Source organism: Thioalkalivibrio sp. ALE17, assembly GCF_000425605.1.
GTDB lineage: Bacteria > Pseudomonadota > Gammaproteobacteria > Ectothiorhodospirales > Ectothiorhodospiraceae > Thioalkalivibrio.
This window is the reverse complement of record NZ_AUDT01000008.1, coordinates 16951-43501: the sequence shown is the minus strand read 5'-3', so window position 1 is coordinate 43501 and position 26551 is coordinate 16951. Positions and strand designations below refer to the sequence as shown.

Sequence of the window (26551 nt, the reverse complement as noted above, 5' to 3'; positions counted from 1 at the left end):
GTTTAGTGCGCTGGATCATGAAGGGCCTGGCGCTGCGGCAGTTCGATCTCGATGCCGACCGGGAGATGGTCGGACAGCGCAACGTTGTAGACGCGCACGTCGCTGACATGCAGGTCGGGGGTCAGCAGGATGTGGTCGAAGACCAGGCGCGGGTCCCAGGCGGGGTAGGTCGCGGGGCAGGCCATTGGCTCCATCAGGCCGGTGCGCGCGACCAGCTGGCGCAGTTCCTCACTGTCCTGCTGGCAGTTGAGATCGCCCATGACCACCGCATGGGGGAGGTCCTGGATGTGTTCCGCGACGTAGGCCAGCTGGGACTTGCGGGTCCGCTTGCCGAGGGCGAGGTGCAGCAGGAACAGGACCAGTTCGTCTCCGTCGCCCATCGCGTAGTGCGCCTCGATCGCGCCGCGTCCCGGCAGGGCGCCTGGCAGGCGGTGCATCTCGACCCGGTCCGGTTCCAGGCGCGAGAACAGGGCCAGGGAGTGCTTGGCGAACTGCCCGAGATCCCGGTTGATCCGGTTGTAGGTGTACGGGAACTGCGCGCGCTCGGAGAGATAGGACGCCAGATCGACGAAATTGCTGCGGATGCTGCCGCCGTCCAGCTCCTGCACGCCGACGATATCGAACTCGGAGATGAACCGCGCGACCCGGTCCAGGTTGTCCATGCGCCCGCCATAGGGGAGCACGTGCTTCCAGCTGTTGGTGACGTAGTGATGCAGGCGGGAAGAGTGGATGCCCACCTGGGCATTGAAACTCAGCAGACGCAGGCGCTGGCTGCCCTGTTCGTGCTGGTAGCTCAGTTGTTCCGGGGTGGCGGTTTCCGGTTGCGCCTCGCCTTCGGGGCCGGGGGGCGTGGCACGACGGTCGCCGGGCGCGATCGACGTCATCGCGGGTGGTCTCCTGCTGGAGGGAAAGTCCGTGTTTTCAGAATGGACAAACCAGCTCGCCCAAACGTTCCGTCAGCTTCATGTTCTCGCTGTAGTCGACCGGGCAGTCGATCACGGTCACGCCCGGCTCCACCAGGGCCTCGCGCAGGGCCATCTCCAAGCTGTCGCCGGGTTCGATGCGCACGCCGCGGGCGCCAAACGAGCGAGCCAACTGGACGAAGTCCGGGTTGCCGAATTCGACGAAGGCCTTGCGCCCGTACTCGCGGACCTGCTTCCACTCGATCAGGCCGTAGGCGTTGTCGTTCCAGATCAGCACCACGAAATTCAGGCCCAGCCGGACCGCGGTCTCCAGCTCCTGCACGTTCATCAGGAAACCGGCATCGCCGGTGACGGCGACGACCTGGCGTTCGGGATGGAGCTTGGCCGCGGCGATGGCGCCGGGCAGAGCGATCCCCATGCTGGCGAAGCCGTTGGAGATCAGGCAGGTGTTGGGTAGCTCGCAGCGGAACATGCGCGCCATCCAGAGCTTGTGGGCGCCGACATCGGTGATCATGATCGCGTCGAGATCCGCTGCGGTGCGCAGGTCCCAGATCAGCTTCTGTGGCTTGAGCGGCACCTGGGTGTCGTCGCGGTGCTCGTTCATGTCCTCGATCAGGCTCTGGCGCAGCGGGCGCAGGATGGTCTCCTCGCGCGGACTGACCTGCTCGGCCAGACGGTGCAGACAGGTCGTCAAATCCCCGAGGACCTCGGCCGTCACGTTGTAGTGGCCGTCGATCTCGGCCGGGGCCGAATCGATGTGGATCAGGGTGCGGTCGCCGTCCGGATGCCAGAAGCTCGGCGGGTATTCGACCAGGTCGTAGCCGATGCAGACGATCACGTCGGCCTTGTGGAAGCCGAAGTTCACGAAGTCCTGGCTCTGCAGCCCGACCGAGCCGAGCGCCAGCGGGTGGCGGAACGGCAGTACGCCCTTGGCCATGAAGGTATTGGCCACCGGGATGTTCAGCGCGCTGGCGAGCGTGGCCAGGGCCCCGCTTGCGCCGGAGCGGATCACGCCGTTGCCGGCGAGGATCAGCGGGTGGTGGGCCTCGTTCAGCAACCGGGCCGCGGCCTCCAGCGAGGCGTCGGCCGGCACGGCCGCCGGGCCGGCGTGGACCGGCAGGGGCGGGTTGGGGCACGGCTGCGAGGCGATGTTCTCGGGTAGTTCGAGGAAGCTGGCCCCGGGTTTGCCGCCTTCGGCCCACTTGAAGGCCTTGCGCACCACCTCCGGGAGAATCTCGGGCTCGACCACGCTGGAGCTGTACTTGGTGATCGGCTGGAACAGGCCCTTCAGGTCGAGGACCTGATGCGATTCCTTGTGCAGGCGATGGGTGCTGGCCTGGCCGGCAATCGCGACCAGCGGCGCGTGATCCATATTGGCGTCGGCAACGCCGGTGATCAGGTTGGTGGCGCCGGGACCCAGGGTCGCGAGGCAGACGCCCGCCTTGCCCGACAGGCGCCCGTGGACGTCGGCCATGAAGGCCGCACCCTGTTCATGGCGCGTGGTAACGAATTCGATGGAGGAGTCGGCCAGGGCATCGAGAACGGCCATGTTCTCCTCGCCCGGCAGACCGAAGATGCGTTCGACGCCCTCCTGCTCGAGGCATTCGACCAGGCGCTGGGCGGTGGTCGGCGTGCTCATGCTGAAGGCGCCCCGGCGGCCCGCGGCATAAGCCGCGCGCTAGCCGCGGGCACGTTCGATCAGGTAGTCGGCAACCTCCAGCATCTCGTCGTGCCCGCCGGCCATGCTGGCGGAGACGATGGCCTCGCCATTGATGACCAGGGTCGGCACGCCGCCAACGCCGTAGTCCTGCACGGCCTCGGTGGCCTCGACGATCCGGCGGCGGATCGCGTCGGAGCGCATGGTTTCGCGGAACTCGTCCGCATCCAGCCCGCGCTGGTCGATGAAGCGCAGAATTGCGCTTTCCGAGCGCATCTGACGGCCCTGATCGTGGATCGCGTCGTAGAACGCCTGATGCACGTCGTCGAGCACGCCCAGCTTCTCGGCGGTGTAGAACACCCGCGCATGCAGCGCCCAGACGTCGTTCATTGGTGCCGGGAGGTACTCGAACTGCACGTCGTCGGCCAGGTTCGGCTTCCAGGCCTGGACCTTGGGCTCGAAGGCGTAGCAGTGCGGGCAGCCGTACCAGAACACCTCGACCACCTGGATCTTGCCGTCCTCCAGCCCGGTATCCAGCGGGGGCTGGATGGCGCGGTAGTGCTGGCCCTCGCGGAACTCGGCCGCGAGGCTGGTGCCGGTGGCGAGGAGCAGGCCGGCGCCGCCCACGGCGCCCATGAATTCACGACGCTTCATTTACAGCTCTCCGTAGGAATGCAGGCCGGACAGGAACATATTCACGCCCAGGAAGGTGAAGGTCGTGACGAACAGCCCGATGATCGCCCACCAGGCCATGACCGGTCCGCGCCAGCCCTTGGTAAAGCGCATGTGCAGCCAGGCGGCGTAGGTCAGCCACAGGATCAGGCTCCAGGTCTCCTTCGGATCCCAGGTCCAGTAGCCGCCCCAGGCCTCGGCGGCCCACATCGCGCCGAGCACGGTGGCGATGGTGAAGAAGGCGAAGCCGATCGCGATGGCCTTGTACATCACGCTGTCCAGCGCTTCCTTGCTCGGGATGCGCTGGGTGAGGGCGGCGTCGGGCCGGGTGCGTTCGAGCCGATGCTTGACCAGATAGGCCACCCCCAGCATCGCGGCGATGGCGAAGCCGCCGTAGCCAACAAAGTTGGTAGGCACGTGGATCTTCATCCACCAGCTGTTCAGAGCGGGCACCAGCGGCTCGATCTCGTGTGCCTGGCGGTCCCACATGTACCACAGCAGGAAGGTGACGGATGCGGCGATCACCAGCATGACGAACGCACCCATGGTGCGCTGGCCGGTGCGGCTCTCGTAGTAGAGGTACATCAGCGTGGTCAGGGCGGCCAGCAGGATGAAGACCTCGTACAGGTTGGCGACGGGGATATAGCCCCAGGTCGGATCGGTCAGGTAGATCTCGCGCCAGCGCACCAGCAGGGCCATCAGCCCGGCGCCGGCACCGATCCAGGCGAACGCGCCGCCGACCCGGGTGGGGAAGTCGGAGCGGCTGAACAGCCCGGTGACGTAGGCCACCGTGGACAGGTACAGGAAGACGCTCATCCACATCACACCGGCCTGCCCCGAACCGACGTAGTTCAGCCAGAAGTTGGTGCTCCCGCGGGCGAGGTCGTCGCCGTACATCCAGATACCGAACAGTGCGAGGACCCCGACAATGATCGAGAAGGCCTGCCACGGGCGCCAGAACCAGCCCATCCAGGCACTCAGGCCGACGGCCAGGATCAGGCCGCCGGTGTCGTAGCGGTCCATCATGTGGCCGTATTGCCAGAAGGCGATCAGGCCGACGGCGATCGTCAGGGCGATGTACGCCCAGTCGCGCGGCTGGATGCGCCGGAAGATGCCGGGCCGTTCGAAATCCAGGGCCTCGTGGGGGACTGACATGGGGTGCTCCTCCGACTGCTTAGCTTTTAGTCGTTTTTGTTGTTGGACTCATGGGTGCCGTCGCTGGCGCCATCGACCGGCTTCTGATCGATGATCCACCTCTTAAGATGCGCGAAACGTTCCTCGAATTCCACCTGGTGGCGGTTGCTCGTGCCGGCCATCACCACGTGAGTGCCGTCGCCGTTCTCGCTCCGCCGCGCCATGATCCACAGGCGCTGATAGGACACGTAGAAGAGGAAGAAGATCCCGACGATCAGCATCACGCTGCCGGTGTACACGGTGCTCTGGCCCGGGGCGCGTGCGATCTGCAGGCCGGACGCCTCGCGGTGCTCGAAATCCTTCAGGTGGAAGAAGAACGGCGACTGATAAAGACTGATGGCATTGATCGCGGAGATCGTATCCTCCAGGAAACGCTGCTCTTCTTCCTGAATCGAGACCACACCCTCGTCCTGCAGGACCTCCATGTAAAGCCCCTGGAGCCCGGCATGCAGGATGCGGATCATCAGATCGCGCACCTCGTCGATGCGCTCGCCCGGTACGCGCCGCTCGATCTCGCTGTTGACGGCCATGTAGCCGCCCTCGGCGAACAGCCCCATCAGCTCGGCCGTCGTGCGGGCGATGGCCTGGGTCTGCTCGTTGGGCACAGTCTCGTCGTCGCGCGCCACCTGGCGGGCGATCTCGTTGCGCACCTCGGGGTTGTGCAGCATGGCGAGGTAGGTGCGGAAGCGCTCCAGCGAGTCGTCGGCATCTGCCGGCAGGAACAGGTAGTGGAACTCCTCCGCCGGGCTCTCGCGCACGCCGCTGAGGAAATACATCGCCCCTTCCTGCAGGGCCGGGCGCTGGTAGTTGCGGTAGTACAGCCCGTGGCCGGTGCGGTCCATCAGGCGGAAATCGAAGCTCGGGCCCATATGGCGGTTCTCGCGCACGCCCTCTTCGTTGAGCAGCGGAACCACGTTCTCCAGCTGAAAGTTGGTGAACTCGATGATCCGGGTGTCGCCGTCCGGCGTCGGGACCTCCATCTCCTGGAACACACGACCGGGCACCTCGAGCTCGCGCAGGGCCTCGGCGCCGAGAGGGATGGCGTCGATGTCCAGGCGGGTGCCGCCGTCCGCGAAGCTCGCCTGATAGATCGCGAAGCCGTTGTAGATCAACGGGTGGTTGACCGAGATGGTGTGCCGCAGCGGCTCGTCGCGGTTCGGATCATGGATGACCAGGTCCGACTCGTAGGAGCTTTCGGCACCGGTGGAGAAGCGTTCGATCCGGAACTCCTCCAGTTCGACGCGGAAGGGCAGCTCCTGCACGAAGTAGCCTTCCCGCATCGGCAGGAACACCACATTCGCCGATGCACCCTCGGGGATCTCCACCGAGCCGCGGAAGGACGGGTTCCAGTCCGGTATCCAGGCCGAACGCGGGACTTCGGAGATCGGTACGCTGCGGGTCTCGATCTCGAGATTCCCCAGCCACTCGTTGACCTTCAGCAGGGTCGTGCCGTCGGCCAGGGCTCCTACGCAGATCACCACGATGCCGACATGGGTCAGCAGGTAGCCCATGCGGTTCCAGCGCCCGCGCATGGCGGCGATCACGGTCTGTCCGTCGTGGGACTTCTCGCGCGCCTTGAAACCCTGTGCCTTCAGCACCCGGTGGGCGTGCTGGATGAATTCCTCCGGCGACTGATCGAGGTCGCCGGTGGCGCTGGAATGGAACGAGCGCAGGGACTTTTCCTTGACCTGCGTGTTGTAGCGGCGCAGGTCCTTCAGCAGCCCGGGGGTCTGGCGATAGACGCAGAAGGAGGTCGAGATGACCAGGAAGGCCACCACCAGCAGGAACCAGGTGGCCGAATACACCTGGTACAGGCCCATCCCGGCAAAGATCTCGTGCCAGAAAGGCCCGTAGTCCATCAGGTACTCGGTGTACGGTTCGTTCTGCACCAGGACGGTGCCGATGACCGAGGCAATCGCGAGGGCCACCAGGAGGGTGATCGCCAGGCTCATCGAGCCCATGAAATCGACCAGTATGCGGCTGCGCCGCGGCTTGCGCGCGGCCTTCTGGCGGGATGCGGGGGCCGGGCCGGCGGTGGCGGCCTGATCGTTATTCGACATGCTGAAACCTGCTTTAGCCTGACGGACTATGCGAAGCAACCCGACAGGGGTTCAATTTCCAAGACAAACTGCGCGGGCGTTGCGCGACCAGTGGATGGACCGATGATCCGCCCGGGAGTTCGCGCGCCCCACCATGACGCCCCTGTACAGGATTGCATTCCAACTGGGTGCGTTTTTCTGCGCCCACAAAAAAGGGGCGGCCAAGGCCGCCCCTTCCCTGGGTCGCTTCGCCGCCACTCCTGCGCGGCGTACCCGCAGCCGAATCAGTTGCTCGGCTGCAGGCCGGCCATGTACTGGGACACGGCCTCGATGTCTTCATCGGACATGTTGCGCACCACATTGCGCATCATGCGGCCATTGTCGTTGGCGCGCTCGCCGCTGCGGAAGTAGCGCAGCTGATCCGCGCTGTACTGCGCGTGCTGGCTGGCGACGGCCGGGAACATGGCTTCCGGGTTGCCGTTGCCGTTCGGGCCGTGGCAGGCAATGCAGGCGGCGACGTTCTGCGACGGGATGCCGCCGCGGTAGATCTGCTCGCCCCGTTCGACCACCGACTCGTCGGCAGTGCCGGCGCTGATTTCCTGCTCGGCATAGAAGGCCGCCAGGTCGCGCATGTCCTGCTCGTCCAGGTTGGCCACCTGGCCCAGCATCAGGCTGTTCTCGCGGCGTTCGGACTTGTAGTCCTGCAGCTGCTTCACGGTGTACTTGGCGTGCTGGCCGGCCAGCTTGGGCCATTCCGGGTTCACGCTGTTGCCATCCGCCTGGTGGCAGGCCGCGCAGGCTTGGGACAGTTCCTGGCCGCGCTGGGGATCGCCCGCCTGGGCTGCCGACAGCGGGAGCAGCAGGGATACGGACAGGGCAGCAAAGAGAGCGGAAAGCTTGTGGTTCATGACGGAGAATCTCCTGCTTGTAAATGCGTGCCGGGTCGCGACCCGTTCCTTGTGCCCCATCGTAGGGCGATCAACATAAGGGGCGCAGTTTATAGCACAATGCTAATTTGTGCTCAAAAATAAACCGAGTCCGGCACTCGGCCAAGGGAAACACTGATGAATGTACACGCTCGCGTTGGCACCCCAGGTTTTCCGAGACAAGGCGCGTCGCGCAGCGGGTAGTGGTTCTACCCGCAAGCGGCGCAACGCAGGATCGGGGAACCTGGGGTGCCAACCCCACAAGCCATTGAAAGCAGGGGCTCGGCCGCTTTTGCGTGCGCCCGGCGTTGCGGCTCGCTTATGTAGCTCGGCTACACTTCACTCACCGCGCCTTGTTCGCACGCAAAAGCGACTCGAGCGCGAGCGTGTACATTCATCAGTGTTTCCCTAGGACGCTCTCTCGCCCCATGGAACCCCGATTTCGCGAAACCGACTTCCTGCGTGGCGTGGCGCAGATTGCCCAGCTCCCGGCCGACACCGGCGTCGAGATCGCCTTTGCCGGGCGCTCCAACGCCGGCAAGTCCAGCGCCCTGAACGCCTTGTGTGGACGCAAGGCGCTCGCGCGGGTCGGCCGTACCCCGGGGCGCACACAGGAGATCAATCTTTTCCGTCTGCCGCCGGCCGAGCACTGGCGGCTGGTCGACCTGCCGGGCTACGGCTACGCGAAGGTCTCGGCCGGCAAGCGCGCGGAATGGGACCAGCTCCTTGGTGGCTACCTGCAAAAACGCCAGTGCCTGATCGGTCTGGTCCTGATCATGGACATCCGCCGGCCGCTGACCGAGCTGGATCGCCAGCTCCTGGACTGGGTGCCTCTGGAGCGCTGCCGCTTGCACTGCCTGCTGACCAAGGCGGACAAACTCTCGCGCCAGGAGGCCGACCGCCAGTTGCGCAAGGCGCATGGCGAGCTGGAGGCCATGGGCGTCGAGGCGACGTTGCAGACCTTCTCCTCGCTGAAGAACCAGGGTGTCGATGACCTGCGCGGCCTGCTGGGTGGCTGGCTGGCCGAGCATGATCCGGAGTCGGCTCCCGCGACCGGCTGAGGCCCGTCTCTGCCCGACGGTCGAGCGGATACACGAAACGCAGACAAAAAGAAGCCCCGGCCTTGGGGTGGGACCGGGGCTAATTTCGGCCTCTACAGGGGGGAGAGAGGCCTATTGCCCGCTCAGGGAGAGAAGCGGGCCGCGCTGGGCTAGAGCGCTCAGTAAGTGAGAAAGCACTGCGCGGGCAAAGTTCCTGCCGCGTGCCTCTCGATTGCGAATTTTTTCACAGAATCCATCGTTGCCGTCCGGGGTGTGGCTCAGTTGGCTGTCCCGGTGGCCTCCGCATGGGTTCGCAGGCCCTCCACCAGTTCGGCGGCGGGTGTCCCGTGCGGGTAGATCTGCAGCAAGTCGCCTTCCGGGCCGACCAGGTAGGTGGACGAGCTGTGATCGACCACGTAGCCCATGGCCGAGTCGATCTCGGTGCGTTCGTAGAACACGCCGTAACGTTCCGTGATCGGCTGCAGCTCTTCGTGGGACCCGGTCGCCGCCTGGATGGCCGGGTGGAAGTGCCCCACATAGGTCTCCAGGCGCTCGCGGTCATCACGTTCCGGGTCGACGCTTACCAGTACCGCCGCGACCTCGCCCTCCAGCTCGGGCGGCAAGCGGTCCAGCGCGGCGCTGATCCAGCCCAGGCTGGTCGGGCAGGCATCCGGGCAGGCGGTGTAGCCGAAGTAGACCCAGACGTATTGCCCTTCCAGGTCCGCCAGCCGGAACCGCTCGCCCGTGGTGGAAACGGGCAGTTCGATCGGCCCGCCGGATACCGCATCGGCCACCGGCAGGCGTTCGTGGTCGGCCCCCTGGGACACGGGGGGTGGTGCCGGGCGGAGCATCACGAAGACGAGCAGGGCGCCGGCCGCCAGCACGGCCAGTGCCCAGAGCAGGCTGCTCAGCGGGATACGCTGCATGTCGGTTTTCCTCAGGGGTTGTCGCTGTGGCTGCGACGGGTGACAAAACGAAACTGGACCCGGGCTGCATCCGCATCGCCCGCGGGCATCACGGTGGCGGCCCAGGTCATGGCCTCGGTGGTGCAGATCGGCAGTGTCGTCTCGCCGACGTAGCGCCCGTCGCCGGTATGTTCCAGCCGCGGGCGCTGGAAGCCCATGTACATCTCCACCCCGGCCAGATCCAGCTCCAGGGCCTCGGGTTCGCCGAGGTTGCCCCGGGCCACCGGGTCCAGCTCCAGGGTCAGCTCAAGTGGTTGCAGCATCGGCACGGGGCGTGGCGTGATCGCCAGGGTCAGCGTACCGCCCGCCGGATGGTCGGCGCTGCAGGGCCCCGCGTTCAGGTCGCAGTCCTCCGGCTGGACGATGGTGATCCCGCTCGAGCTGCCGGTGTCCAGATAGCGGTCGGCCAGCACCCAGGCAGTTGCCAGTAGCAGGACCGCGACTACCCAGGGGGCGGCCCGGTTGAAACCCCTGGCAAGCGAGCCGGCCATCTAGTGGGCGTCATCCCAGTTGGTGCCGGTGCCGACATCCACCACCAGCTCCACGTCGAGATCCGCGGCCCCGCTCATGGCCTGGCGCACGAGCGTGGTCAGGTCCTCCACGGCCGCATCGGCCACCTCGAACACCAGTTCGTCGTGGACCTGCATGATCATGCGTGCCTCGATTTTCGCCGAGGCGAGGTCATCGGCGACCCGTACCATCGCGCGCTTGATGATGTCGGCGGCGGTACCCTGCATCGGGGCGTTGATGGCGACACGCTCGGACTGCTGGCGTCGCGCCCCGTTGCGGCTGTTGATCTCCGGCAGGTACAGGCGGCGGCCGAACAGGGTCTCGACATAGCCGTTCTCGCGCCCGGAGGCGCGCGCGCGTTCCATATAGTCGTGCACGCCGGGATAGCGATTGAAGTAGCGGTCGATGTACTCGCGCGCCTCGCCCTGCTCGATGCCGAGGTTGCGCGCCAGCCCCCAGGCGGACATGCCGTAGATCAGGCCGAAGTTGATCGCCTTGGCCGCGCGGCGCTGCTCGCCGGAGACCTGCTCCGGGTCCAGCCCGAAGACCTCGGCGGCGGTCGCGCGGTGGATGTCCTGGCCCTCGCCGAAGGCCTTCAGCAGGCCCGCGTCCTGCGACAGGTGGGCCATGATGCGCAGCTCGATCTGCGAGTAGTCCGCCGCCAGCAGCTGGTGTCCCTCATCCGCGATGAACGCGCGGCGGATGCGCCGGCCGGCCTCGGTGCGCACCGGGATGTTCTGCAGGTTCGGCTCCGAGGACGACAGCCGCCCGGTGGCTGCCCCCGCCTGGTGGTAGGAGGTGTGCACCCGTCCGGTCTCCGGGTGGATGCGCCGGGGCAGGGTCTCGGTGTAGGTGCTGCGCAGCTTGGACAGGCCGCGGTGCTCGAGGATCAGGCGCGGCAGGGCGTAGTCGTCCGCCATCTGCTCCAGCACGTCCTCGGCGGTGGAGGGCTGGCCCTTGGGCGTGCGCCGCAGCACCGGCAGGCCCAGGCGCTCGAACAGGATCTCCTGGATCTGCTTGGGCGAGCCGAGGTTGAACTCGCCGCCGGCCTCCTCGAAGGCCTCGCGCTCGATGCGCTCCATCTCGGCCAGCAGCTCCTGGCTCTGCTCGCCGAGCAGATCCGGGTCCACCTTTACGCCCACGCGTTCGATATCCGCCAGCACCGGGACCAGCGGCATCTCGATCTCGCGGTAGACGAACGCGGGGCCTTCAGCCTCCTGCAGCCGTGGCTGGAACACCGCATCCAGCTGCAGGCAGATATCGGCATCCTCGCCGGCGTAATCGGTGGCGATGCCGATATCCACCTCGGCGAACGGGATCTGCTTCGCCCCCTTGCCGGCCACGTCCTCGTAGTGCGTGGTCTGGTAGTCCAGGTGGCGCTCGGCCAGGGAGTCGAGGTCGTGGCGGTTGGCGCCGGCGTCCAGGCAGAACGACTCGAGCAGGGTGTCGTCGACGATGCCGCGCAGGGTGATGCCGTGATTGCCCAGCACGTTGCGGTCGTACTTCAGGTGATGCCCCAGCTTGCCGTGGCGCTCCGACTCCAGCCACGGCTTCAGGCGTTCGAGCGTCTCCGCGCGCGGCAGCTGCGGGTCGGCATCCGGCCCGGTGTGGGCCAGCGGCAGGTAGTAGGCGGTGCCCGGCTCGAAGGCGAAGGACATGCCGACGATCTCGGCGCGCATCGCATCCAGGCTGGTGGTCTCGGTATCGAAGGCGACCCGCTCGGCCTGGTCCAGACGCTCCAGCAGCTCGGCCAGTTCGACCTCCTCGCGCAACGTGCGGTAGTCGGCCTTCGCCAGCGGCGAGCCCGGATTGCCGCCAGCGGCCTCGGCCTCGCCGCCCTCCAGCTCCGCGCGCCAGCGGGTGAAGCCGTAGCGGCGCACCATCTCCAGCAGGCGCTCGTGATCCGGCTCGCGGATGTTGAGGTCGTCGGGGCCGACGTCCAGCTCGACATCGCGCTTGACCGTGATCAGTTCGCGCGAGGTGGGCAGGCGCTCGGCCGCGGCGCGCAGGTTCTCGCCGATCTTGCCGCCGATGTCGTCGGCCTGTTCCAGGATGGTGTCGAGGTCGCCGTACTTCGCGATCCACTTGGCCGCGGTCTTGGGGCCGACCTTGTCCACGCCCGGGATGTTGTCGACGCTGTCGCCCATCAGCGCGAGGTAGTCGACGATCTGCTCTGGGGCCACGCCGAATTTCTCCTGCACGCCCTCGGGGTCCAGCGTGACCCCGCTCATGGTGTTGACCAGCGTGATGCGGTCATTCACCAGCTGCGCGAGATCCTTGTCGCCGGTGGAGATCACCACGTCGTGCCCGGCGCGGGCCGACTGGTCGGCGAGCGTCGCGATCACGTCATCGGCCTCCACGCCCTCGACGCACAAAAGCGGCAGGCCCATCGCCCGCACCAGTTCGTGCAACGGTTCGATCTGGGCGGCCAGCTCGTCCGGCATCGGCGGCCGGGTGGCCTTGTATTCCGGATAGATGTCGTCGCGGAAGGTCTTGCCCTTGGCGTCGAACACCACCGCCATGTGCTCCGGGCCGTAGTCCGCGCGCAGCTTGCGCAGCATGTTGGCCACACCAATCATCGCCCCGGTCGGGGCGCCATCCGGCGCGGTAAGCGGCGGCAGGGCATGGTAGGCCCGGAACAGATACGACGAGCCGTCGACCAGGACAAGAGGCGCTTGCGACATGAAGGTGGAATCCGGACAGGGAACGTGCGCCATTCTACAGGCCCGGCCCGGGCCGCGACCATTTGTGCGCGCCCGGGGGCGCCGGTACGCTGAAGCCTTCACCCTTGGGAACCCGCTGCATGAACAACCGCGAACGTGCCGAACACCCGGGCCTGCGCCCGATCGATGACTCCGCCCTGACCCGCGAGAGCTGGAAGATCTTCCAGATCATGGCGGAGTTCGTGGAGGGCTTCGAGCGCCTGGCGCATATCAAGCCCTCGGTGAGCATTTTCGGCTCCGCCCGCTTCCCGCCGGAGCATCGCTACTACCAGCTGGGCGAGGCGACCGCGCGGCAGCTCTCGGACGCCGGTTTCGCGGTGGTCAGCGGCGGCGGTCCGGGCATCATGGAGGCGGCCAACAAGGGGGCGTTCGCCGGGCGCTCGCCGAGCATCGGCCTGAATATCCAGTTGCCGCACGAGCAGAGTGCGAACGATTACCAGGACGTGGGCCTGGGGTTTCGTCACTTCTTTTCGCGCAAGGTGATGTTCGTCAAGTACGCCTCGGCCTACGTGGTGCTGCCCGGGGGCTTCGGGACGCTGGACGAGCTGGCGGAGATCCTCACCCTGGTGCAGACCGGCAAGACCCGGCGCATCCCGGTCGTGCTGGTGGGCAGCGAGTTCTGGAAGGGCCTGCTCGACTGGTTCCGGGATACGCTCGTGGAGCAGGGCACCATCGACGAGGAAGACCTCCAGCTATACTCGCTGGTAGATTCACCGGAAGACGTGGTGGACGTGATCTTCGAGTACTACGAGGCGCGCAGCTTCGAGCCGTCCGCGGAAGAAAAGAAACGACTGATGGAACTGTGATGATGACCTCGATGCGTGCGAGCCTGCCCCTGTCGCTGCTGGCGGCCCTGCTGCTGGTCTCCGGCACGGCGCTGGCGCAGGAAGACCGCGAGTGGGGGGATGCCCCGCCGCCGCCGGAGCTTGAAGAGGGCGCGGATCCACCGCCCCCGGTGCTGGATGAACGCGCCCGCGAACAGCGCTCGCTGGAGGACGCCGACATCATCATCATCGAGCGCGACGGCGAGACCCGGCGCGAATACCGCATGGGTGGCGAGCTGGTGATGGTCGAGGTCACGCCCGCCGTGGGCCCGACCTACTACCTGATCGACACCACGGGCGACGGCACGCTGGACGGTCGTCGCAACGAGCTGGATCCCAATTTCGTACCCCCCTCCTGGGTGATTTTCCGATGGTAGAGAACGAATCCGAGACCCGGGCCTGCGCCGATGCGACCGGCCTGGCCCTGACCCATGGCCCGAGCGGCCTCGAACTGGATGGCCGGCCGGTGCAGTGTCTGCGCCTGGCATCCGCCGTGGCGCCGGCGCTCGAATCCGCGCTCGGCGAGGTACCTGGCGGCTGCGGTCGCGTGATCGGCCGGGGTGCGGATCCCGATTCTGGTGAGGTCCTGCTGGTGCTGGAGCGCGGTCAGGCGTTGCAGGGCGCGGTTGCGGCCGAGGGGCCCGGCAGTCTGGAGGCCCTGGGCGAGCGCGCCGCCGACTGGCAGGGGCGTCACACGGCCGGGGCCTTGCCCGTCGGCGAGGGCTACCGGCGCGGGGTGCTGCAGCAGCAGATGCGCGAGCGCGCCGATGCGATGGCGTCCACGCTGGATGCCGAGTCCCGGGCGATCCTGGACGCCGAGCTGCACCACCAGGGGCTCTACCGTTTCGAGGACCTGCCGCTGGCGGGAAGCTACTGGCAGTCCGTGCGCATCTACCCGGAAGGTGCCGGTCTTGCCGATCTGGTGATCCCGCCCGCGCCGGTACCGGCCTTCTGGCAGCTCGCGCGCATCGCCCTGGCGCTCGCCGTGGACGCCTCCGGACAGCCGGATGCCGATCGGTACCGGGCCGTGCTGGCCGGGTTCAATGCCCGGCGGCCACTGACTGCAATCGAACGCGGGGCGGCGCCCACGATGCTCCGCCTGGCTGCGCTGGATGACTGGCTGTCCGCGCTGGAGTCGGGAACGGCCGCGGCGGTCGAGCGGGATCGTCTCGCGACCCTGCAGGCCGATGCGGCTCGGCTGCAGGGCGTCTGGGTTCGCGCGGCCGCCTGATCCCGGCTGGCCCGTGCCGGTGGCGCGGGAGCTTCCGGGCTTGTGGTGGTCCGAACGTACACGGGAGGCAGGGTGGTGGTGCCGCGCCATCCCGCCCAAGGAGGAAGACCCATGTTCCGAACCACGCTCTGGCTGGCCTTGTCGCTGGCTGTCCTTCTCGCCCCGGCGCTTGCGAGTGCCGACGTCTACCGCTGGACCGACGATCAGGGCAATGTCCATTTTGGCGACCGCCCGCCCGAGGGGCGCGCCAGCGAGCCCGTGGACGTGCGCGAGCCCATGCGCGCGGTCCCGCTGGAAGGTGCGCGGGAGATTCTCGAGCGGCCCGTGCGGCCCCGCGGTCAGCCGGAGGCGGAGGGTGCGTACACGCGGGTCGCAATTGCCCGTCCGGAGGATGGTTCGGGGGTGCGGGCGAACGACGGCAATGTGAGTGCCGAGCTGGATCTCGAGCCAGCGCTGGATGCCGACGCCGGCCATCGCGTGATCTGGGTGCTGAACGGCGAGGAGGCGGGCGAGGGCCAGTCGCCCACGGCGACCTTCGAGGGGCTGAACCGCGGCGAGCATACGCTGCAGGCCCGGATCGTGGACGCATCCGGCGAGGAGCTGGGGGCGAGCGCGACCATCGAGTTCAACGTGCTGCGGATGGCCATTCCGCGCGAGCAGCAACAGCAGCAGCGGCCGCAGCAATTCCCGCCCGGGGGTGCGCCGCAGGCGCCCAGGGCCCCGCAGGCACCCAGGGCGCCCTAGGGAGACGCTGATTGAATCGCACGTCCGCGTTGGTGCCCCCTGTTTTCCGAGACAAGGCGCGTCGTGCAGCGGGTAGTGGTTCTACCCGCAAGCGGCGCAACGCAGGATCGGGGAACAGGAGGCACCAACCCCGCAAGCTATTGAAAGAAGGGGCTCGGCCGCTTTTGCGGGGGAGCGGCGTTGCGGTTCCCTTGTGCAGAGTGACTGCACGGCAGTCACCGCGCCTTGTTCGCACGCAAAAGCGACTCGAGCGCGAACGCGCGATTCAATCAGCGTCTCCCTGGCCGGTGACGCCGGCTCCGAATTGACAACTTCGATCTCTGCACTTCAATAGTGCACACAGCGCCCCATGATGGTGCTATGATTGCACCATCATGGGGCGTTTTGGGTTCTGGGGGTTGGCGATTCGGCTGCGTTTTGTGACCGTGCCCCCGGCTTCGGCGCCCCGCCTGGCGATTCCTGCTTGGCGCGATTCCTGCTTGAGGCCTCTTGATGACCACGCCCGCTTCCAATTCCGGCCCGGCCACCCCGCCCTGGTGGGACGACCTCTCCACGGCCGTGCTGGTGACCGATGCCGAGCTTTGCCTGCTGAGCATGAACAGCGCCGCCGAGGTGCTGCTCGGTCTCAGTCGCGAACGCATCGTCGGGCATGGTCTGGGCCAGTGGCTCAAGCTGGACCGGAATCTGTCCAGCCGCCTGCGCTCGGCGCTGACGCTGGATCAGCCGATCACCCTGCGCGCGCGCCAGATGGAGCCGCTGCGGGCCGAAAGTTTCCTCGCCGACGTGGTCATCACCCCGCTCCGTGGCGAGGGCGACAAGCCGGGGCAGTTGCTGTTCGAGCTGAATGCGATCGATCGCCACGAGCGCATCAGCCGCGAGGAGCAGTTACAGAAGCAGCAGGCGATCACCCGCGCGGTGACCCGGGGGCTGGCCCACGAGATCAAGAACCCGCTAGGGGGGCTGCGGGGGGCGGCGCAGTTGCTTGCCAGCGAACTGGACGACTCGGGCCTGAAGGAATACACCCAGATCATCATTCGCGAGGCCGACCGGCTGCGCAGCCTGGTCGATCGCATGCTGGGGCCGAACAACCTGCCGCGGCGCGAGCCCGTCAACCTGCACGAGGTGCTGGAGCACGTGCGGGGCCTGGTCAGTGTGCAGCTGCCGCTGGGGCTGAAGATCCGCGGCGACTATGACCCCAGCATCCCGGACGTGCAGGCCGATCGCGACATGCTGGTGCAGGCGATCCTGAATCTGGTGCAGAACGCGGTGCATGCGCTGGAGGACGGGGGCGAGATCACCCTGAGCTCGCGCATCCTGCGCCAGTACACCATCTCCGGCCATCGCCACCGCCTGGTCGCCAAGCTGAGCGTGCGCGACAACGGGCCCGGTATCCCGGAGGAGATCCGCGAACGCATCTTCTTCCCCATGGTGACCGGCCGCGCCGCCGGGACCGGGCTCGGGTTGCCCATTGCCCAGAGCCTGATCCAGCTGCACGACGGTCTGATCGAATGCCATTCGCGCCCGGGGGCGACCACGTTCGACATCCTGCTGCCCCTTGAACCCCCGAAGGCCCGGGAGGCCAGGAAGTGATGGAGCCCACTGTCTGGATCATTGACGACGACGACTCGATTCGCTGGGTGCTGGAGCGTGCCCTCCAGCGTCACGCGATCGCGGTGCGCGGCTTCGAGACCGCGGACGCCGCCTGGGCGGCGCTCGACCGGGACCCGGTGCCGGACACCATCGTCGCCGATATCCGCATGCCGGGACTGAATGGCCTGGACTTCCTCGCGCGCATGCAGACGCGCCCGGATCCGCCGCCGGTGATCATCATGACGGCCTTCTCCGATCTGGAGAGCGCCGTGGGCGCCTACCAGACCGGGGCCTTCGAATACCTGCCCAAGCCGTTCGATGTGGACGAGGCCGTGGCCCTGGTGCAGCGGGCACTGGAGGCGCGGCGCGCCGGGCAGGACAATGGCACCGCTGGCCCCGAGATCGAGGAAACCCCGATCATCGGCGAGGCCCCGGCGATGCAGGAGATGTTCCGCGCCATCGGCCGCCTGTCGCGCAGCAACATCACCGTGCTGATCAACGGGGAGTCTGGCACCGGCAAGGAACTGGTCGCCCGTGCCCTGCACCAGCACAGCCCGCGCGCCGATCAGCCGCTGATTGCCCTGAATACCGCGGCCATCCCCAAGGATTTGCTGGAGAGTGAACTGTTCGGCCACGAACGTGGTGCGTTTACCGGCGCCAACCAGAGCCGCAAGGGCCGTTTCGAACAGGCCGATGGTGGCACGTTGTTTCTCGACGAGATCGGCGACATGCCGTTCGACCTGCAGACCCGGCTGCTGCGCGTGCTGTCCGATGGCACCTTCTACCGCGTGGGTGGCCATACGCCGATCCGGGTGGACGTGCGCATCATCGCCGCGACCCACCAGGATCTGGAGGAACGCGTGCGCGCGGGGCTGTTCCGCGAGGATCTGTTCCACCGTCTGAACGTGATCCGGATCCATGTGCCGTCCCTGCGCGAGCGCCCGGAGGACATCCCGCTGCTGGTGCAGCATTTCATGGCCGAGGTGGCGCAGGAACTGGGGGTCGAAGCCAAGACCATGCGCCCCGAGGTGGTGGCGGAGCTGCAGCGCCTGCCCTGGCCGGGCAACGTGCGTCAGCTGGAGAACACCTGCCGCTGGCTGACCGTGATGGCGTCGGGCCGCGAGGTCCACCTGGACGACCTCCCGGCCGAGTTGCACCAGCCCGCCGAGACCCGGGCCGAGCCGGACGGTGGTCCGGCCGGCGTGGTCGCCGGCCCGCGGGACTGGACGGCCGAACTGGCCCAGGTGGCCCGCCAGCACTGGCAGCGTGGAGACCAGGACCTGCTGGGTTCGGTGCTGCCGCAACTGGAGCGCACGGTGATCCGCGAGGCCCTGAACGCCACCGGCGGCCACCGCCAGCAGGCGGCGGCCCTGCTCGGCTGGGGGCGCAACACCCTCACCCGCAAGATCCACGAACTCGGCCTCGACGACGACTAGGCTGATTTCACCACGAAGCACACGAAGGCACGAAGAACGGCCAGGTCAAAAGCGGTTCACAGGAAGAAGGGAAGATGGGAAGCGTTTTTGGGTAAAGGCCGCTGGCCCGTGTCCTGGGGCCTGCCCGGCGGGTTGATCAGTCCCGGGGCACCATTCCCGCATTCTTCCGTCCTTCCCATCTTCCTGTTAATGCTCTATCGCTTTTGACCTGGCCGTTCTTCGTGCCTTCGTGTGCTTCGTGGTGAAACAGGCCTTCAGGTGGTGGGGTCCTGCGGGGCGGGCGGGGCGCAGGCGGAGACGGCGCCGTTGAGTTGCAGGGTGCCGGTCAGGTCGCGTACGTGGGTGTAGCCATGGCGGTCCATGTAGTCGCTGATGCCGTGGAGGATCCTGGGCAGGCACAGCGGGTCGTAGAACAGCCCGGTGCCCACGCCGACGGTGCTGGCCCCGGCGATCAGGAATTCCAGCGCGTCGGTGGCGTTCATCACGCCGCCCTGTCCGATGATCGGCACGTTGTGGGGCGCGGCCACCTGATAGACCTGCTGGACCTTCAACAGCGCGATCGGCTTGATCGCGGGCCCCGAGAGTCCGCCCTGGTTGTTGCCAATCACTGCGCGCCGGTTCTCGACGTCCACCGCCATGCCCATCAGCGTGTTGATCACCGCAAAAGCATCGGTGCCGGCCTCGATGCAGCGGCGGGCGTTTTCGGCGATGTCGGTCTGGTTGGGCGAAAGCTTGGTGATCAGCGGCTTGGAGGTGACCTTGCGGCAGGCCTCGACCACGCGCGCGGACATGTCCGGGTCGTTGCCGAAGGCGACGCCGCCTTCCTTTACATTGGGGCAGGAGATGTTGATCTCGATGGCGTCGATGGGCGAGTCGTCGAAGCGGCGGGTGACCTCGATGTACTCCTCGATGGTGGAGCCGGAGACATTGGCAAAGAAGCGGGTCTCCTCGAAGTCCAGCTGCGGCAGGGTGTGGTCCACCACGTGGTCCACGCCCGGGTTCTGCAGGCCGATGGCGTTGAGCATGCCGTCCGGGGTCTCGTAGACCCGGTGCGGCGCGTTGCCCAGACGGGCCTGGCCGGTGGTGCCTTTCAGGCAGATTGCCCCGGCATCGCGATTGGAGAAGCCGGCCACCCGGGTGTACTCCTCGCCGAAGCCGACGCAGCCGGACAGCAGCACCAGCGGCGTGTTCAAATGCAGCCCGCAGAACTCCAGGGCCAGCCGCGGATCGGTGCGCGAATCACTCATGCTTCACATCGTCCTCTTTCAACCGGAGATCCCGCCGAACACCGGCAACATCATTCGTCTGGCAGCCAATACCGGCGCTGCGCTGCACCTGATCCATCCGCTCGGCTTCGAGCTGGACAGTGCGCGGGCGCGCCGCGCCGGGCTCGATTATCACGAGCTGGCCCGGGTGCAAGAGTATGACAGCCTCGAACAGTGGCGGGAATCGGTGCGGCCCGACCGGGTCTTCGCCATCACCACGCGCGGCCACGCCCGCTATGATGCGCCGGCCTTCCGCGCTGGCGATGCCCTGTTGTTTGGCCCCGAGACCCGCGGTCTTCCCCACTCGGTGCTCGAAGCCCTGCCTCCCGGGCAGCGCTTGCGCCTGCCCATGCAGCCCGGCAGCCGCAGCCTGAATCTCTCCAACGCAGTCGCCGTGGTCGTCTACGAGGCTTGGCGCCAGCTCGGGTTTTCCGGCGGAGACTAGGAGTCTGTCGGATCTGGGCGATCTGCTGCGCCCCCCGGCAGGGCCTCGCCATTTGCACTACCCTCGGAAGAAAGCCCGCGAGCGGCCCGTCTCCCTGTGACGGCCCTGTCCACATTGATCCGCACGAGGTTCCCGATGGTTTCTGTACTGCGTCCTCTCCTGTTCCTGGCGGCCGCCAGTCTGTTCGTAGCGCCGCTGGCGGCCGATGAACCCACCGGTTCCGACAACTGGTGGTGGGATGACGACTGGTGGGAAGACGGCGTGATGTATGCCGATCTGGAGAACCACGAGGTCACCATTGAACGCATCGAATACCAGCGCGACGGCATCGACATCCCGGCGATGGTGGCACGACCGGCCGATGGCGAGGCCTATCCGGCGATCCTCTGGACCCACGGCCGGCGCGGCCTGGACGACCTGGCCGAACTGCACGTGAAGCGCCTGGCCGCCCGCGGCTTCGTGGTGCTGGCGCCGGACCTGTACACCGGCCGCTTCATGGAGAGCCACCCGCTGGATCATGACTACGAGCTGGAAGGCGATCTGAACAGCGGGCTGGATGTCCTGCTGGCGCGTGACGACATCGCGGGCGACCGTGCCTGCCTGGTCTCCATCACTCGTGGCGGCTACAAGACCCTGAAGGTCGCCGTCACCTTCGAGCGCCAGGTCGAGGATGTCGCCTGCTGGGCCGGCTACTACCCGCACCTGCAGGACCCGAATCTGGGCGAGCCGCACCAGGTGTACCGCTACGCCAACGAGGTCAATCAGCTCGAGATCCCGATGATGATCCTGATCGGCGACGAGGAGCAGTACCAGCGCCACCGTACCGCGCGCATGGCCGCGGATGGACTGGAGAGCCGCGGCGGTGATGTCACCTGGATCGAATATCCCGGTGTGGGTCGCGGCTTCGACTTCCGCAACGGCAATAACCGCACCTTCGCCGATGACCTCGCCTCGCGCGACGCGATGATTCGGGTCACGCACTTCGTCAATCAGCACCTGCGCGACTGAGTTCTGCCTTGCCCCCTGCCGGGGGCACAACTGACGCTTATGCAGGTAGGCCCGCCGGGCTGTGCGCCATTAAATAAGTTTCTGATAATACAATTAAACAATTCCGTACACAGGGTGCGGAATTTGCTATCTTCGGGCTTTGTTGCATCGAGATGCCCCGGTCGCTATGCGGCCGGTTCACCGATGGTTCGCACGCAAGTCGCAAAAGGAGGACGAAGATGGCCAAGGTTCTGATCGCCCAGGGTGGAGGCCCGACGGCGGTAATCAATCAATCCATGGTGGGTGCGGTCCTCGAGGCCCGGAAATTCACCGACGTCGAACTGGTCTACGGGGCCTTCCACGGGGTCCGCGGGATCATCGACGAGGAATTCCTGGACCTGACCCAGGAGACCACCCATAACCTGGAGATGGTCGCGCAGACGCCCTCGTCCGCTCTGGGGTCCACGCGCGACAAGCCGGACCTTGACTACTGCAAGGAGATCTTCAAGGTCCTGAAGGCCCACGAGATCACCTACTTCTTCTATATCGGCGGCAACGACTCCTCCGACACGGTCCGCATCGTCAGCGAGGAGGCGCGCAAGGCCAACTATCCGATGCGCTGCGTGCACATCCCGAAGACGATCGACAACGACCTGGTGGAGAACGACCACACGCCGGGTTTCCCGTCGGCGGCACGGTTTGTGGCGCAGGCCTTTATTGGTGCCAACCTCGACAACTACGCCCTGCCGGGGATCTATCTGGCGGTGGTCATGGGGCGTCATGCCGGTTTTCTCACCGCGGCCTCCGCGCTCGGCAAGAAATTCCCGGATGACGGGCCGCACCTGATCTACGTGCCGGAGCGGGTGTTCGAGGTCGACCAGTTCCTGAAGGACGTGAAGGCCACCATGGATCGCCACGGCCGCTGCGTGATCGCGGTCAGCGAAGGCATCCACGATGCCAACGATGAACCCATCGCGACCAAGCTGGCGAAGGATGTCGAGAAGGATGCCCACGGTAACGTCCAGCTCTCCGGTACCGGGGCGCTGGCGGACATGCTGTGTGGCGAGATCCGCGACAAGCTGGGGGTGAAGCGGGTGCGTGGCGACACCTTCGGCTATCTGCAGCGGGCCTTTATTGGCTGTGTTTCGGATGTCGACCAGCGCGAAGCCCGCGAGGTGGGCGAGAAGGCTGTGCAGTTCGCGATGTGGGAAGGTCGCGACGGTTCGGTGGCGATCAAGCGCACCGGCTTTTATTCGGTGGACTACGAGTATGTGCCGCTGGAGGCGGTCGCCGGCAAGACCAAGGTGATGCCGGACGAGTTCATCGATGCCTCGGGCACCGATGTCACCGATGCCTTCCGTATGTACCTGCGGCCCCTGTTGGGCTCGGGCATGCCGGATGCCTACCGGCTGCGGCAGAACAAGGTGACCAAAGTCCTGGGGCGCTAGTCGCGGCCCGCTCGGCAGGAGAAGGGGCTGGCCGGTTGGCTGGTCCCCGAATCGAAAAGGCCCGCCCGGTGCTCCGGGCGGGCCTTTTTACCTCGTGGGAGGCACTTTCCGGGCCTTCCGCGAGATCGTCAGCCCAGAGCCTTGAAGATCTGGTCGCGGATGTCTTCCACTGACCCCGTTCCCTTGATGTGGACGTACTGCGGCGCCGACGGGTCATCACTGTCCGCCCACTTCGAGTAGAACTCGACCAGCGGCTGGGTCTGGCTGTGATAGGCCTCCAGGCGCTTGCGCACCGTCTCTTCGTTGTCGTCCTCGCGCTGGATCAGGTCCTCGCCGGTGACGTCGTCCTTGCCCTCGACCTTCGGCGGGTTGAACTCGACGTGGTAGGTGCGACCGGAGCCCGGGTGCACCCGCCGCCCGCTCATGCGCCGGATCACCTCTTCGTCCGGGACATCCACCTCCACGACAAAGTCGAGCGGCACGTTCTGTTCCTTCAGGGCCTCGGCCTGCGGGATGGTGCGCGGAAAGCCGTCGAACAGGAAGCCGGTGTCGCAGCAATCGGGCTGCTCCACGCGTTCCTTCACCAGACCCAGGATGATGTCGTCGGAGACCAGGCCGCCTGCATCCATGACCTCCTTGGCCTTCATGCCCAGTGGGGTGCCTGCGTTCACCGCCGCGCGCAGCATGTCGCCGGTAGAGATCTGCGGGATGTTGTACTTCTCGCAGATGTACTGGGCTTGCGTGCCCTTGCCGGCGCCGGGCGCCCCCAACAGAATCAGTCGCATGCTCTCGCTCCTCTGAGGAGTGGGTGGTTGTGCTATGGTCGCGGCAGACACTCCCGAGCCGCGCAAGTTACAGTACAGGCATTGTGGTTGTAGGTACAAGTCCGCCCGCGCCGCCCTGGCATCGCCCCCTGCAAGGAGTCACTGACCGTCATGCAAGCCGGCCCCCGCGAGATCACCACGCCGTTTCGGCCCATCCCCCTGGACATCCCGGAGGGCATGAAACCCAACGAATTCTTCAACAGCACCGAAAACCTGGCGGACCTGGTCCACAACAACGGGCTGCTGGTGAATCCGGAAAACCTGCTGCTCTATCGCAAGGCGCTGGGGCACAGCAACGAGTTCGACTGTTCCATCATCTACAACACCTCGCAGACCATCCTCGACCCGATGGGTCGCCCGGTGCGGCGCACCCAGGTGCCGGAGCCGGTGCGGCATGTCTGGAACCGGATGAACGGGGTGATCATCGAGTACATGCTGGAGCAGTACCCGGACCCGGCCGAGGCCCTGGTGCTGGCGGGCGAGGCCAGCCTGGACGCGACGTGGCCGCTGACCGCGCCGGGGGTGCCCAGCATCCGCATGCTGCACAACCATTTCATCGTCTTTCCGAAGTCGGAACTGGCCGATGCGCCGCTGGCGGATCCGGGCAACCCCAATCTGACTGATGGCGGTCAGCACAGCCTGTTCCAGGCCTATATGCGCGATGTCTACCGGGCGTTCTTTACCCGGGCCCTGGACCTGCAGATCCTGCGCCCGGCGTCCGATCACGAGGCGCGCCTCGGGTTGACCGGCTACCCGCATGGGCTGCCGAGCTGGGAGATCCAGGGCGGGGTCGAGGCGCTGAAGGACATCCGCTTCTGGCGCGAATACGACGCCGTCCTGCAGGGCTTTCTGGACTTCTACCGCACCTTTTTCTCGCAGGTCTCCACCCGCAATGCCCCGATTCCCGAGGGCGTGCACTTTCCCGATGCGGTGGAGGAGGTCCTGCTGTTCAACAATGACTTCCTGAAGACCGCCAAGAAGGTACGCGACCGTTGCTTTACCGATGCCAAGTACGCGCATGCCATTCGCTGGCAGCCGGCCTTCAAGCAGCTGATCTACCGCAATGACGAGGGCCGGCTGATCGTGACGATCAGCCAGAACTCGATCGGTAACGCGATCACCGAACTGCTGGGGGTGGTGGTTAACCGGGTGCCGGACGCGGAGGCCTACGAGCGCGTCGAACCGGCCCTGGTCGAGAAGCTGCTGGAGGTGCGTCGCCGCCTGGTAGAGGTCGATCTGGGGGAAGGCATCGCGACGGAGGGCTGGCCTGCCACCTGAGCGGTCTGTTTGAAACAGGGCCCGTAGTGGGGGTGGACGGGGGGCGGCCAGGCCGCCCCCCGACCGGGGTCAGGCGACCGACTGGTAGTAGATGTTCTGCGGGTGGTTGGCCTGGGCGAAGAAGAACCAGCGCTCGGCCACCAGTCCCAGGTACTGGATGACAAACGCGGCGATCAGCACATTGACCGGGTCGACCCGGGTGACCAGGGCGATCAGGAGCAGGAGCGCTGGGATCGCGAACGCCCCCAGCAGGAAGATCCACTTCATCCCGCGCAGGAACGTCGCGGACATGTGGTGAAAGAACTCCCGGGTGTTGAACGAACCGCCCATGAAGCCCTGGGACTTCTGCTGGATCTTCGGGTGCTTCACGCCGATCGCGGTCTGCACCGTGGATTTCGACTTGATACGGGCGTTGCGCACCAGCGATGCGATGCGGGTGGCCAGGCCCAGCAGCGTCAGCACGATCGCCACCGTCGCCAGGAACGCGACCAGCGGGACACCGGCCCAGGCCGCATAGGCAGCCGCCAGCGTGAAGCCGTTGGCAGCGCCCAGCACGGTGTAGTTCACCACGGTCAGCGGGGAGTGCCATTCCTGCAGGAACTTGATGCAGGCGTAGATCATCGCGGTCGTGACATACAGAACGATCGCCAGCAGCGCGCCGATGGCACCGAGCACGACGGTCGGCAGGATGGGGACGTCCCCGGCCAGCGTGCCCAGAGGCGGGTTGAACCCGAACGCGTGGGCCGCGCCGTACAGGAAGACCACGCCCATGAACGCCGGGAGCACGATCACCTCGCGCGACAGCCACGAGGTGCGCCACTTGGTGGCGGTGCGCCAGGCGCGTTCCGGGCGCCCCAGGTGGAAGAACGAGGCGACCAGCCCGAGGACCAGGAAGACCAGGGCGAGTGCGGAGCCCAGCGCCAGGAAGTCCGAACCGGGCGGCGGCAGCACGCCCAGAAGACTGAGAGACTCGGCACCGAACAGACCGAGAAACAGGCCCTGGCCGGCGCCGATCAGGGTGGTGAGAAAGATAACCGAGAAGGCTGGATGCATAGTGTCTTCGTCCCTGTTTACCAGCTGGTGACGTCGTCGAGCGAGGGTTCTTCCTGCCCGGGCTTCGGCAGCTGACTGTCGATCTTCAGCGGGTTGTCGGCGCGCTCCACCTCGTCCTCGCGGATGGTCAGCTGAGTCTTGCGTCGTGGCAGGTAGTGATTGGCCGGTTTGGTGCCCCATTCCGGCATCAGCTGATAGCCGCCCGCTTCGCGGATCGCCTTCGAGACGACCGATTCGGGATCATGAATGTCCCCGTAGAGTCGTGCGTTGGTCGGGCAGGCCCGTACGCAGGCCGGCTTGCGATCCCACTCCGGCAGCTCCTCGTTGTAGATGCGGTCCACGCACAGGGTGCACTTGGTCATCACCTTGCTTTCGGTGTCTACCTCGCGCACCCCGTAGGGGCAGGCCCAGGAGCAGTACTTGCAGCCGATGCACTTGTCGTAGTCGACCAGCACGATGCCGTCCGACTCGCGCTTGTAGGAGGCCCCGGTCGGGCAGACCGGCACGCAGGGAGGCTCTTCGCAGTGCAGGCAGGACTTGGGAAAGTGGACCGTCTCGGTATTCGGGTATTCACCGACCTCGAAACTCTGCACGCGGTTGAAGAAGGTACCGGTGGGGTCCGCGTCGTAGGGGTTCTGGTCGACCAGCGGGCCGGCATCGCCCGAGGTGTTCCATTCCTTGCAGCTGGTGACGCAGGCGTGGCAGCCCACGCAGACGTTGAGATCGATGACAAGGGCGAGTTGGGTCATTTCTTGCCTCCTGGGGAAACGCTGCACA

Annotated in this window: 24 protein-coding genes; 11 read left to right on the top strand and 13 right to left on the bottom strand. The window is 66.5% G+C overall.

The genetic code is table 11. From position 1 onward, the window contains the following. Positions 1–2: 2 nt before the first annotated feature. From H609_RS0107145 to H609_RS0107120, 6 genes are all read right to left on the bottom strand, one after another. Complete coding sequence (locus H609_RS0107145; RefSeq protein WP_019558370.1) at positions 3–884, bottom strand: endonuclease/exonuclease/phosphatase family protein; 882 nt, start codon at positions 882–884, stop codon at positions 3–5. Between the two features lie 37 nt (positions 885–921). Continuing rightward, complete coding sequence (locus H609_RS0107140; RefSeq protein WP_028484646.1) at positions 922–2562, bottom strand: acetolactate synthase large subunit; 1641 nt, start codon at positions 2560–2562, stop codon at positions 922–924. A 39-nt stretch (positions 2563–2601) separates the two neighbouring features. After that, a complete protein-coding gene (locus H609_RS0107135; protein WP_018878180.1) occupies positions 2602–3234 on the bottom strand; it encodes a thiol:disulfide interchange protein DsbA/DsbL in 633 nt (210 codons plus the stop codon). Beyond that, positions 3235–4407, bottom strand: coding sequence for a c-type cytochrome biogenesis protein CcsB (gene ccsB, locus H609_RS0107130; protein WP_018867700.1), 1173 nt, complete (start codon positions 4405–4407; stop codon positions 3235–3237). It lies immediately after the preceding gene. A 26-nt stretch (positions 4408–4433) separates the two neighbouring features. Further along, positions 4434–6506, bottom strand: coding sequence for a cytochrome c biogenesis protein ResB (locus tag H609_RS0107125; protein ID WP_028484645.1), 2073 nt, complete (start codon positions 6504–6506; stop codon positions 4434–4436). 263 nt (positions 6507–6769) lie between these two features. Then, positions 6770–7393 (bottom strand): cytochrome c, encoded by a 624-nt coding sequence (locus tag H609_RS0107120; protein WP_018867702.1) that lies wholly within the window; start codon positions 7391–7393, stop codon positions 6770–6772. 446 nt (positions 7394–7839) lie between these two features. On the opposite strand from H609_RS0107120, the gene yihA reads away from it, so the two are divergent. Then, positions 7840–8472: a ribosome biogenesis GTP-binding protein YihA/YsxC gene (gene yihA, locus H609_RS0107115; RefSeq protein WP_018867703.1), complete on the top strand. Its 633-nt coding sequence runs from the start codon at positions 7840–7842 to the stop codon at positions 8470–8472. Between the two features lie 257 nt (positions 8473–8729). Here the strand turns inward: yihA and H609_RS0107110 are convergent, their stop codons facing one another. From H609_RS0107110 to polA, 3 genes are read right to left on the bottom strand one after another with little or no spacing between them, the layout of a single operon-like run. Then, positions 8730–9377 carry an SCO family protein gene (locus H609_RS0107110; protein ID WP_018867704.1) on the bottom strand — a complete coding sequence of 216 codons (648 nt, stop codon included), beginning with the start codon at positions 9375–9377 and terminating at the stop codon, positions 8730–8732. Positions 9378–9388: 11 nt separating this feature from the next. Beyond that, positions 9389–9907: a hypothetical protein gene (locus tag H609_RS0107105; protein ID WP_028484644.1), complete on the bottom strand. Its 519-nt coding sequence runs from the start codon at positions 9905–9907 to the stop codon at positions 9389–9391. Beyond that, a complete protein-coding gene (gene polA / locus H609_RS0107100) occupies positions 9908–12610 on the bottom strand; it encodes a DNA polymerase I (protein ID WP_028484643.1) in 2703 nt (900 codons plus the stop codon). 119 nt (positions 12611–12729) lie between these two features. On the opposite strand from polA, the gene H609_RS0107095 reads away from it, so the two are divergent. The 6 genes from H609_RS0107095 to ntrC all read left to right on the top strand — a co-directional run bounded on the left by H609_RS0107095 (position 12730) and on the right by ntrC (position 18474). After that, entirely contained in the window at positions 12730–13455 is a 726-nt protein-coding gene (locus H609_RS0107095; protein WP_018867707.1) for a TIGR00730 family Rossman fold protein, read from the top strand. Further along, positions 13455–13850 carry a DUF2782 domain-containing protein gene (locus H609_RS0107090; RefSeq protein WP_018875917.1) on the top strand — a complete coding sequence of 132 codons (396 nt, stop codon included), beginning with the start codon at positions 13455–13457 and terminating at the stop codon, positions 13848–13850. Before H609_RS0107095 ends, H609_RS0107090 begins: the two co-directional genes overlap by 1 nt. Continuing rightward, positions 13844–14704, top strand: a complete 861-nt coding sequence (locus H609_RS0107085; RefSeq protein ID WP_028484642.1) for a hypothetical protein — start codon at positions 13844–13846, stop codon at positions 14702–14704. The genes H609_RS0107090 and H609_RS0107085 overlap by 7 nt, the downstream gene beginning before the upstream one ends. Before the next feature lie 111 nt (positions 14705–14815). Next, positions 14816–15448, top strand: a complete 633-nt coding sequence (locus tag H609_RS0107080; protein WP_018877181.1) for a DUF4124 domain-containing protein — start codon at positions 14816–14818, stop codon at positions 15446–15448. Between the two features lie 492 nt (positions 15449–15940). After that, complete coding sequence (gene glnL / locus H609_RS0107075; protein WP_018875920.1) at positions 15941–17038, top strand: nitrogen regulation protein NR(II); 1098 nt, start codon at positions 15941–15943, stop codon at positions 17036–17038. Further along, on the top strand, positions 17038–18474 hold the full coding sequence (ntrC, locus tag H609_RS0107070) for a nitrogen regulation protein NR(I) (RefSeq protein ID WP_018877182.1): 1437 nt from the start codon (positions 17038–17040) through the stop codon (positions 18472–18474). The genes glnL and ntrC overlap by 1 nt, the downstream gene beginning before the upstream one ends. A gap of 254 nt (positions 18475–18728) precedes the next feature. Here the strand turns inward: ntrC and H609_RS0107065 are convergent, their stop codons facing one another. Then, the gene (locus tag H609_RS0107065; RefSeq protein WP_018877183.1) at positions 18729–19721 is read right to left on the bottom strand and encodes a dihydroorotate dehydrogenase; all 993 of its coding nucleotides are present in this window, start codon (positions 19719–19721) and stop codon (positions 18729–18731) included. Between H609_RS0107065 and H609_RS0107060 the strand changes: the two genes are divergently transcribed. The 3 genes from H609_RS0107060 (at position 19720) to H609_RS0107050 (ending at position 22619) form a co-directional block, all read left to right on the top strand. After that, positions 19720–20184: a tRNA (cytidine(34)-2'-O)-methyltransferase gene (locus H609_RS0107060; protein ID WP_018867714.1), complete on the top strand. Its 465-nt coding sequence runs from the start codon at positions 19720–19722 to the stop codon at positions 20182–20184. The genes H609_RS0107065 and H609_RS0107060 overlap by 2 nt on opposite strands. A gap of 135 nt (positions 20185–20319) precedes the next feature. Further along, positions 20320–21192, top strand: coding sequence for a dienelactone hydrolase family protein (locus H609_RS0107055; protein ID WP_028484641.1), 873 nt, complete (start codon positions 20320–20322; stop codon positions 21190–21192). Between the two features lie 218 nt (positions 21193–21410). Next, complete coding sequence (locus H609_RS0107050; protein WP_018867716.1) at positions 21411–22619, top strand: 6-phosphofructokinase; 1209 nt, start codon at positions 21411–21413, stop codon at positions 22617–22619. Positions 22620–22747: 128 nt separating this feature from the next. Here the strand turns inward: H609_RS0107050 and adk are convergent, their stop codons facing one another. Then, a complete protein-coding gene (adk, locus tag H609_RS0107045; protein WP_018877185.1) occupies positions 22748–23404 on the bottom strand; it encodes an adenylate kinase in 657 nt (218 codons plus the stop codon). A 150-nt stretch (positions 23405–23554) separates the two neighbouring features. On the opposite strand from adk, the gene H609_RS0107040 reads away from it, so the two are divergent. Further along, a complete protein-coding gene (locus H609_RS0107040) occupies positions 23555–24721 on the top strand; it encodes a hypothetical protein (RefSeq protein WP_018881737.1) in 1167 nt (388 codons plus the stop codon). 69 nt (positions 24722–24790) lie between these two features. Here H609_RS0107040 and H609_RS0107035 read toward each other — a convergent pair whose 3' ends face one another. Further along, on the bottom strand, positions 24791–25774 hold the full coding sequence (locus tag H609_RS0107035; RefSeq protein ID WP_018867719.1) for a DmsC/YnfH family molybdoenzyme membrane anchor subunit: 984 nt from the start codon (positions 25772–25774) through the stop codon (positions 24791–24793). Between the two features lie 17 nt (positions 25775–25791). Next, the gene (locus H609_RS0107030; RefSeq protein ID WP_018867720.1) at positions 25792–26523 is read right to left on the bottom strand and encodes a 4Fe-4S dicluster domain-containing protein; all 732 of its coding nucleotides are present in this window, start codon (positions 26521–26523) and stop codon (positions 25792–25794) included. Between the last annotated feature and the right edge of the window lie 28 nt (positions 26524–26551).

Coding starts and splice junctions, on each gene's coding strand:
- H609_RS0107125 (WP_028484645.1), bottom strand. CDS start 6,506: ATGTCGAATAACGATCAGGCCGCCACCGCCGGCCCGGCCCCCGCATCC.
- polA (WP_028484643.1), bottom strand. CDS start 12,610: ATGTCGCAAGCGCCTCTTGTCCTGGTCGACGGCTCGTCGTATCTGTTC.
- H609_RS0107140 (WP_028484646.1), bottom strand. CDS start 2,562: ATGAGCACGCCGACCACCGCCCAGCGCCTGGTCGAATGCCTCGAGCAG.
- H609_RS0107080 (WP_018877181.1), top strand. CDS start 14,816: ATGTTCCGAACCACGCTCTGGCTGGCCTTGTCGCTGGCTGTCCTTCTC.
- H609_RS0107145 (WP_019558370.1), bottom strand. CDS start 884: ATGACGTCGATCGCGCCCGGCGACCGTCGTGCCACGCCCCCCGGCCCC.
- H609_RS0107095 (WP_018867707.1), top strand. CDS start 12,730: ATGAACAACCGCGAACGTGCCGAACACCCGGGCCTGCGCCCGATCGAT.
- adk (WP_018877185.1), bottom strand. CDS start 23,404: ATGCGACTGATTCTGTTGGGGGCGCCCGGCGCCGGCAAGGGCACGCAA.
- ntrC (WP_018877182.1), top strand. CDS start 17,038: ATGGAGCCCACTGTCTGGATCATTGACGACGACGACTCGATTCGCTGG.
- H609_RS0107135 (WP_018878180.1), bottom strand. CDS start 3,234: ATGAAGCGTCGTGAATTCATGGGCGCCGTGGGCGGCGCCGGCCTGCTC.
- H609_RS0107085 (WP_028484642.1), top strand. CDS start 13,844: ATGGTAGAGAACGAATCCGAGACCCGGGCCTGCGCCGATGCGACCGGC.
- H609_RS0107055 (WP_028484641.1), top strand. CDS start 20,320: ATGGTTTCTGTACTGCGTCCTCTCCTGTTCCTGGCGGCCGCCAGTCTG.
- H609_RS0107065 (WP_018877183.1), bottom strand. CDS start 19,721: ATGAGTGATTCGCGCACCGATCCGCGGCTGGCCCTGGAGTTCTGCGGG.
- H609_RS0107030 (WP_018867720.1), bottom strand. CDS start 26,523: ATGACCCAACTCGCCCTTGTCATCGATCTCAACGTCTGCGTGGGCTGC.
- H609_RS0107035 (WP_018867719.1), bottom strand. CDS start 25,774: ATGCATCCAGCCTTCTCGGTTATCTTTCTCACCACCCTGATCGGCGCC.
- H609_RS0107040 (WP_018881737.1), top strand. CDS start 23,555: ATGCAAGCCGGCCCCCGCGAGATCACCACGCCGTTTCGGCCCATCCCC.
- yihA (WP_018867703.1), top strand. CDS start 7,840: ATGGAACCCCGATTTCGCGAAACCGACTTCCTGCGTGGCGTGGCGCAG.
- H609_RS0107090 (WP_018875917.1), top strand. CDS start 13,455: ATGATGACCTCGATGCGTGCGAGCCTGCCCCTGTCGCTGCTGGCGGCC.
- H609_RS0107050 (WP_018867716.1), top strand. CDS start 21,411: ATGGCCAAGGTTCTGATCGCCCAGGGTGGAGGCCCGACGGCGGTAATC.
- ccsB (WP_018867700.1), bottom strand. CDS start 4,407: ATGTCAGTCCCCCACGAGGCCCTGGATTTCGAACGGCCCGGCATCTTC.
- H609_RS0107105 (WP_028484644.1), bottom strand. CDS start 9,907: ATGGCCGGCTCGCTTGCCAGGGGTTTCAACCGGGCCGCCCCCTGGGTA.
- H609_RS0107060 (WP_018867714.1), top strand. CDS start 19,720: ATGCTTCACATCGTCCTCTTTCAACCGGAGATCCCGCCGAACACCGGC.
- H609_RS0107110 (WP_018867704.1), bottom strand. CDS start 9,377: ATGCAGCGTATCCCGCTGAGCAGCCTGCTCTGGGCACTGGCCGTGCTG.
- H609_RS0107120 (WP_018867702.1), bottom strand. CDS start 7,393: ATGAACCACAAGCTTTCCGCTCTCTTTGCTGCCCTGTCCGTATCCCTG.
- glnL (WP_018875920.1), top strand. CDS start 15,941: ATGACCACGCCCGCTTCCAATTCCGGCCCGGCCACCCCGCCCTGGTGG.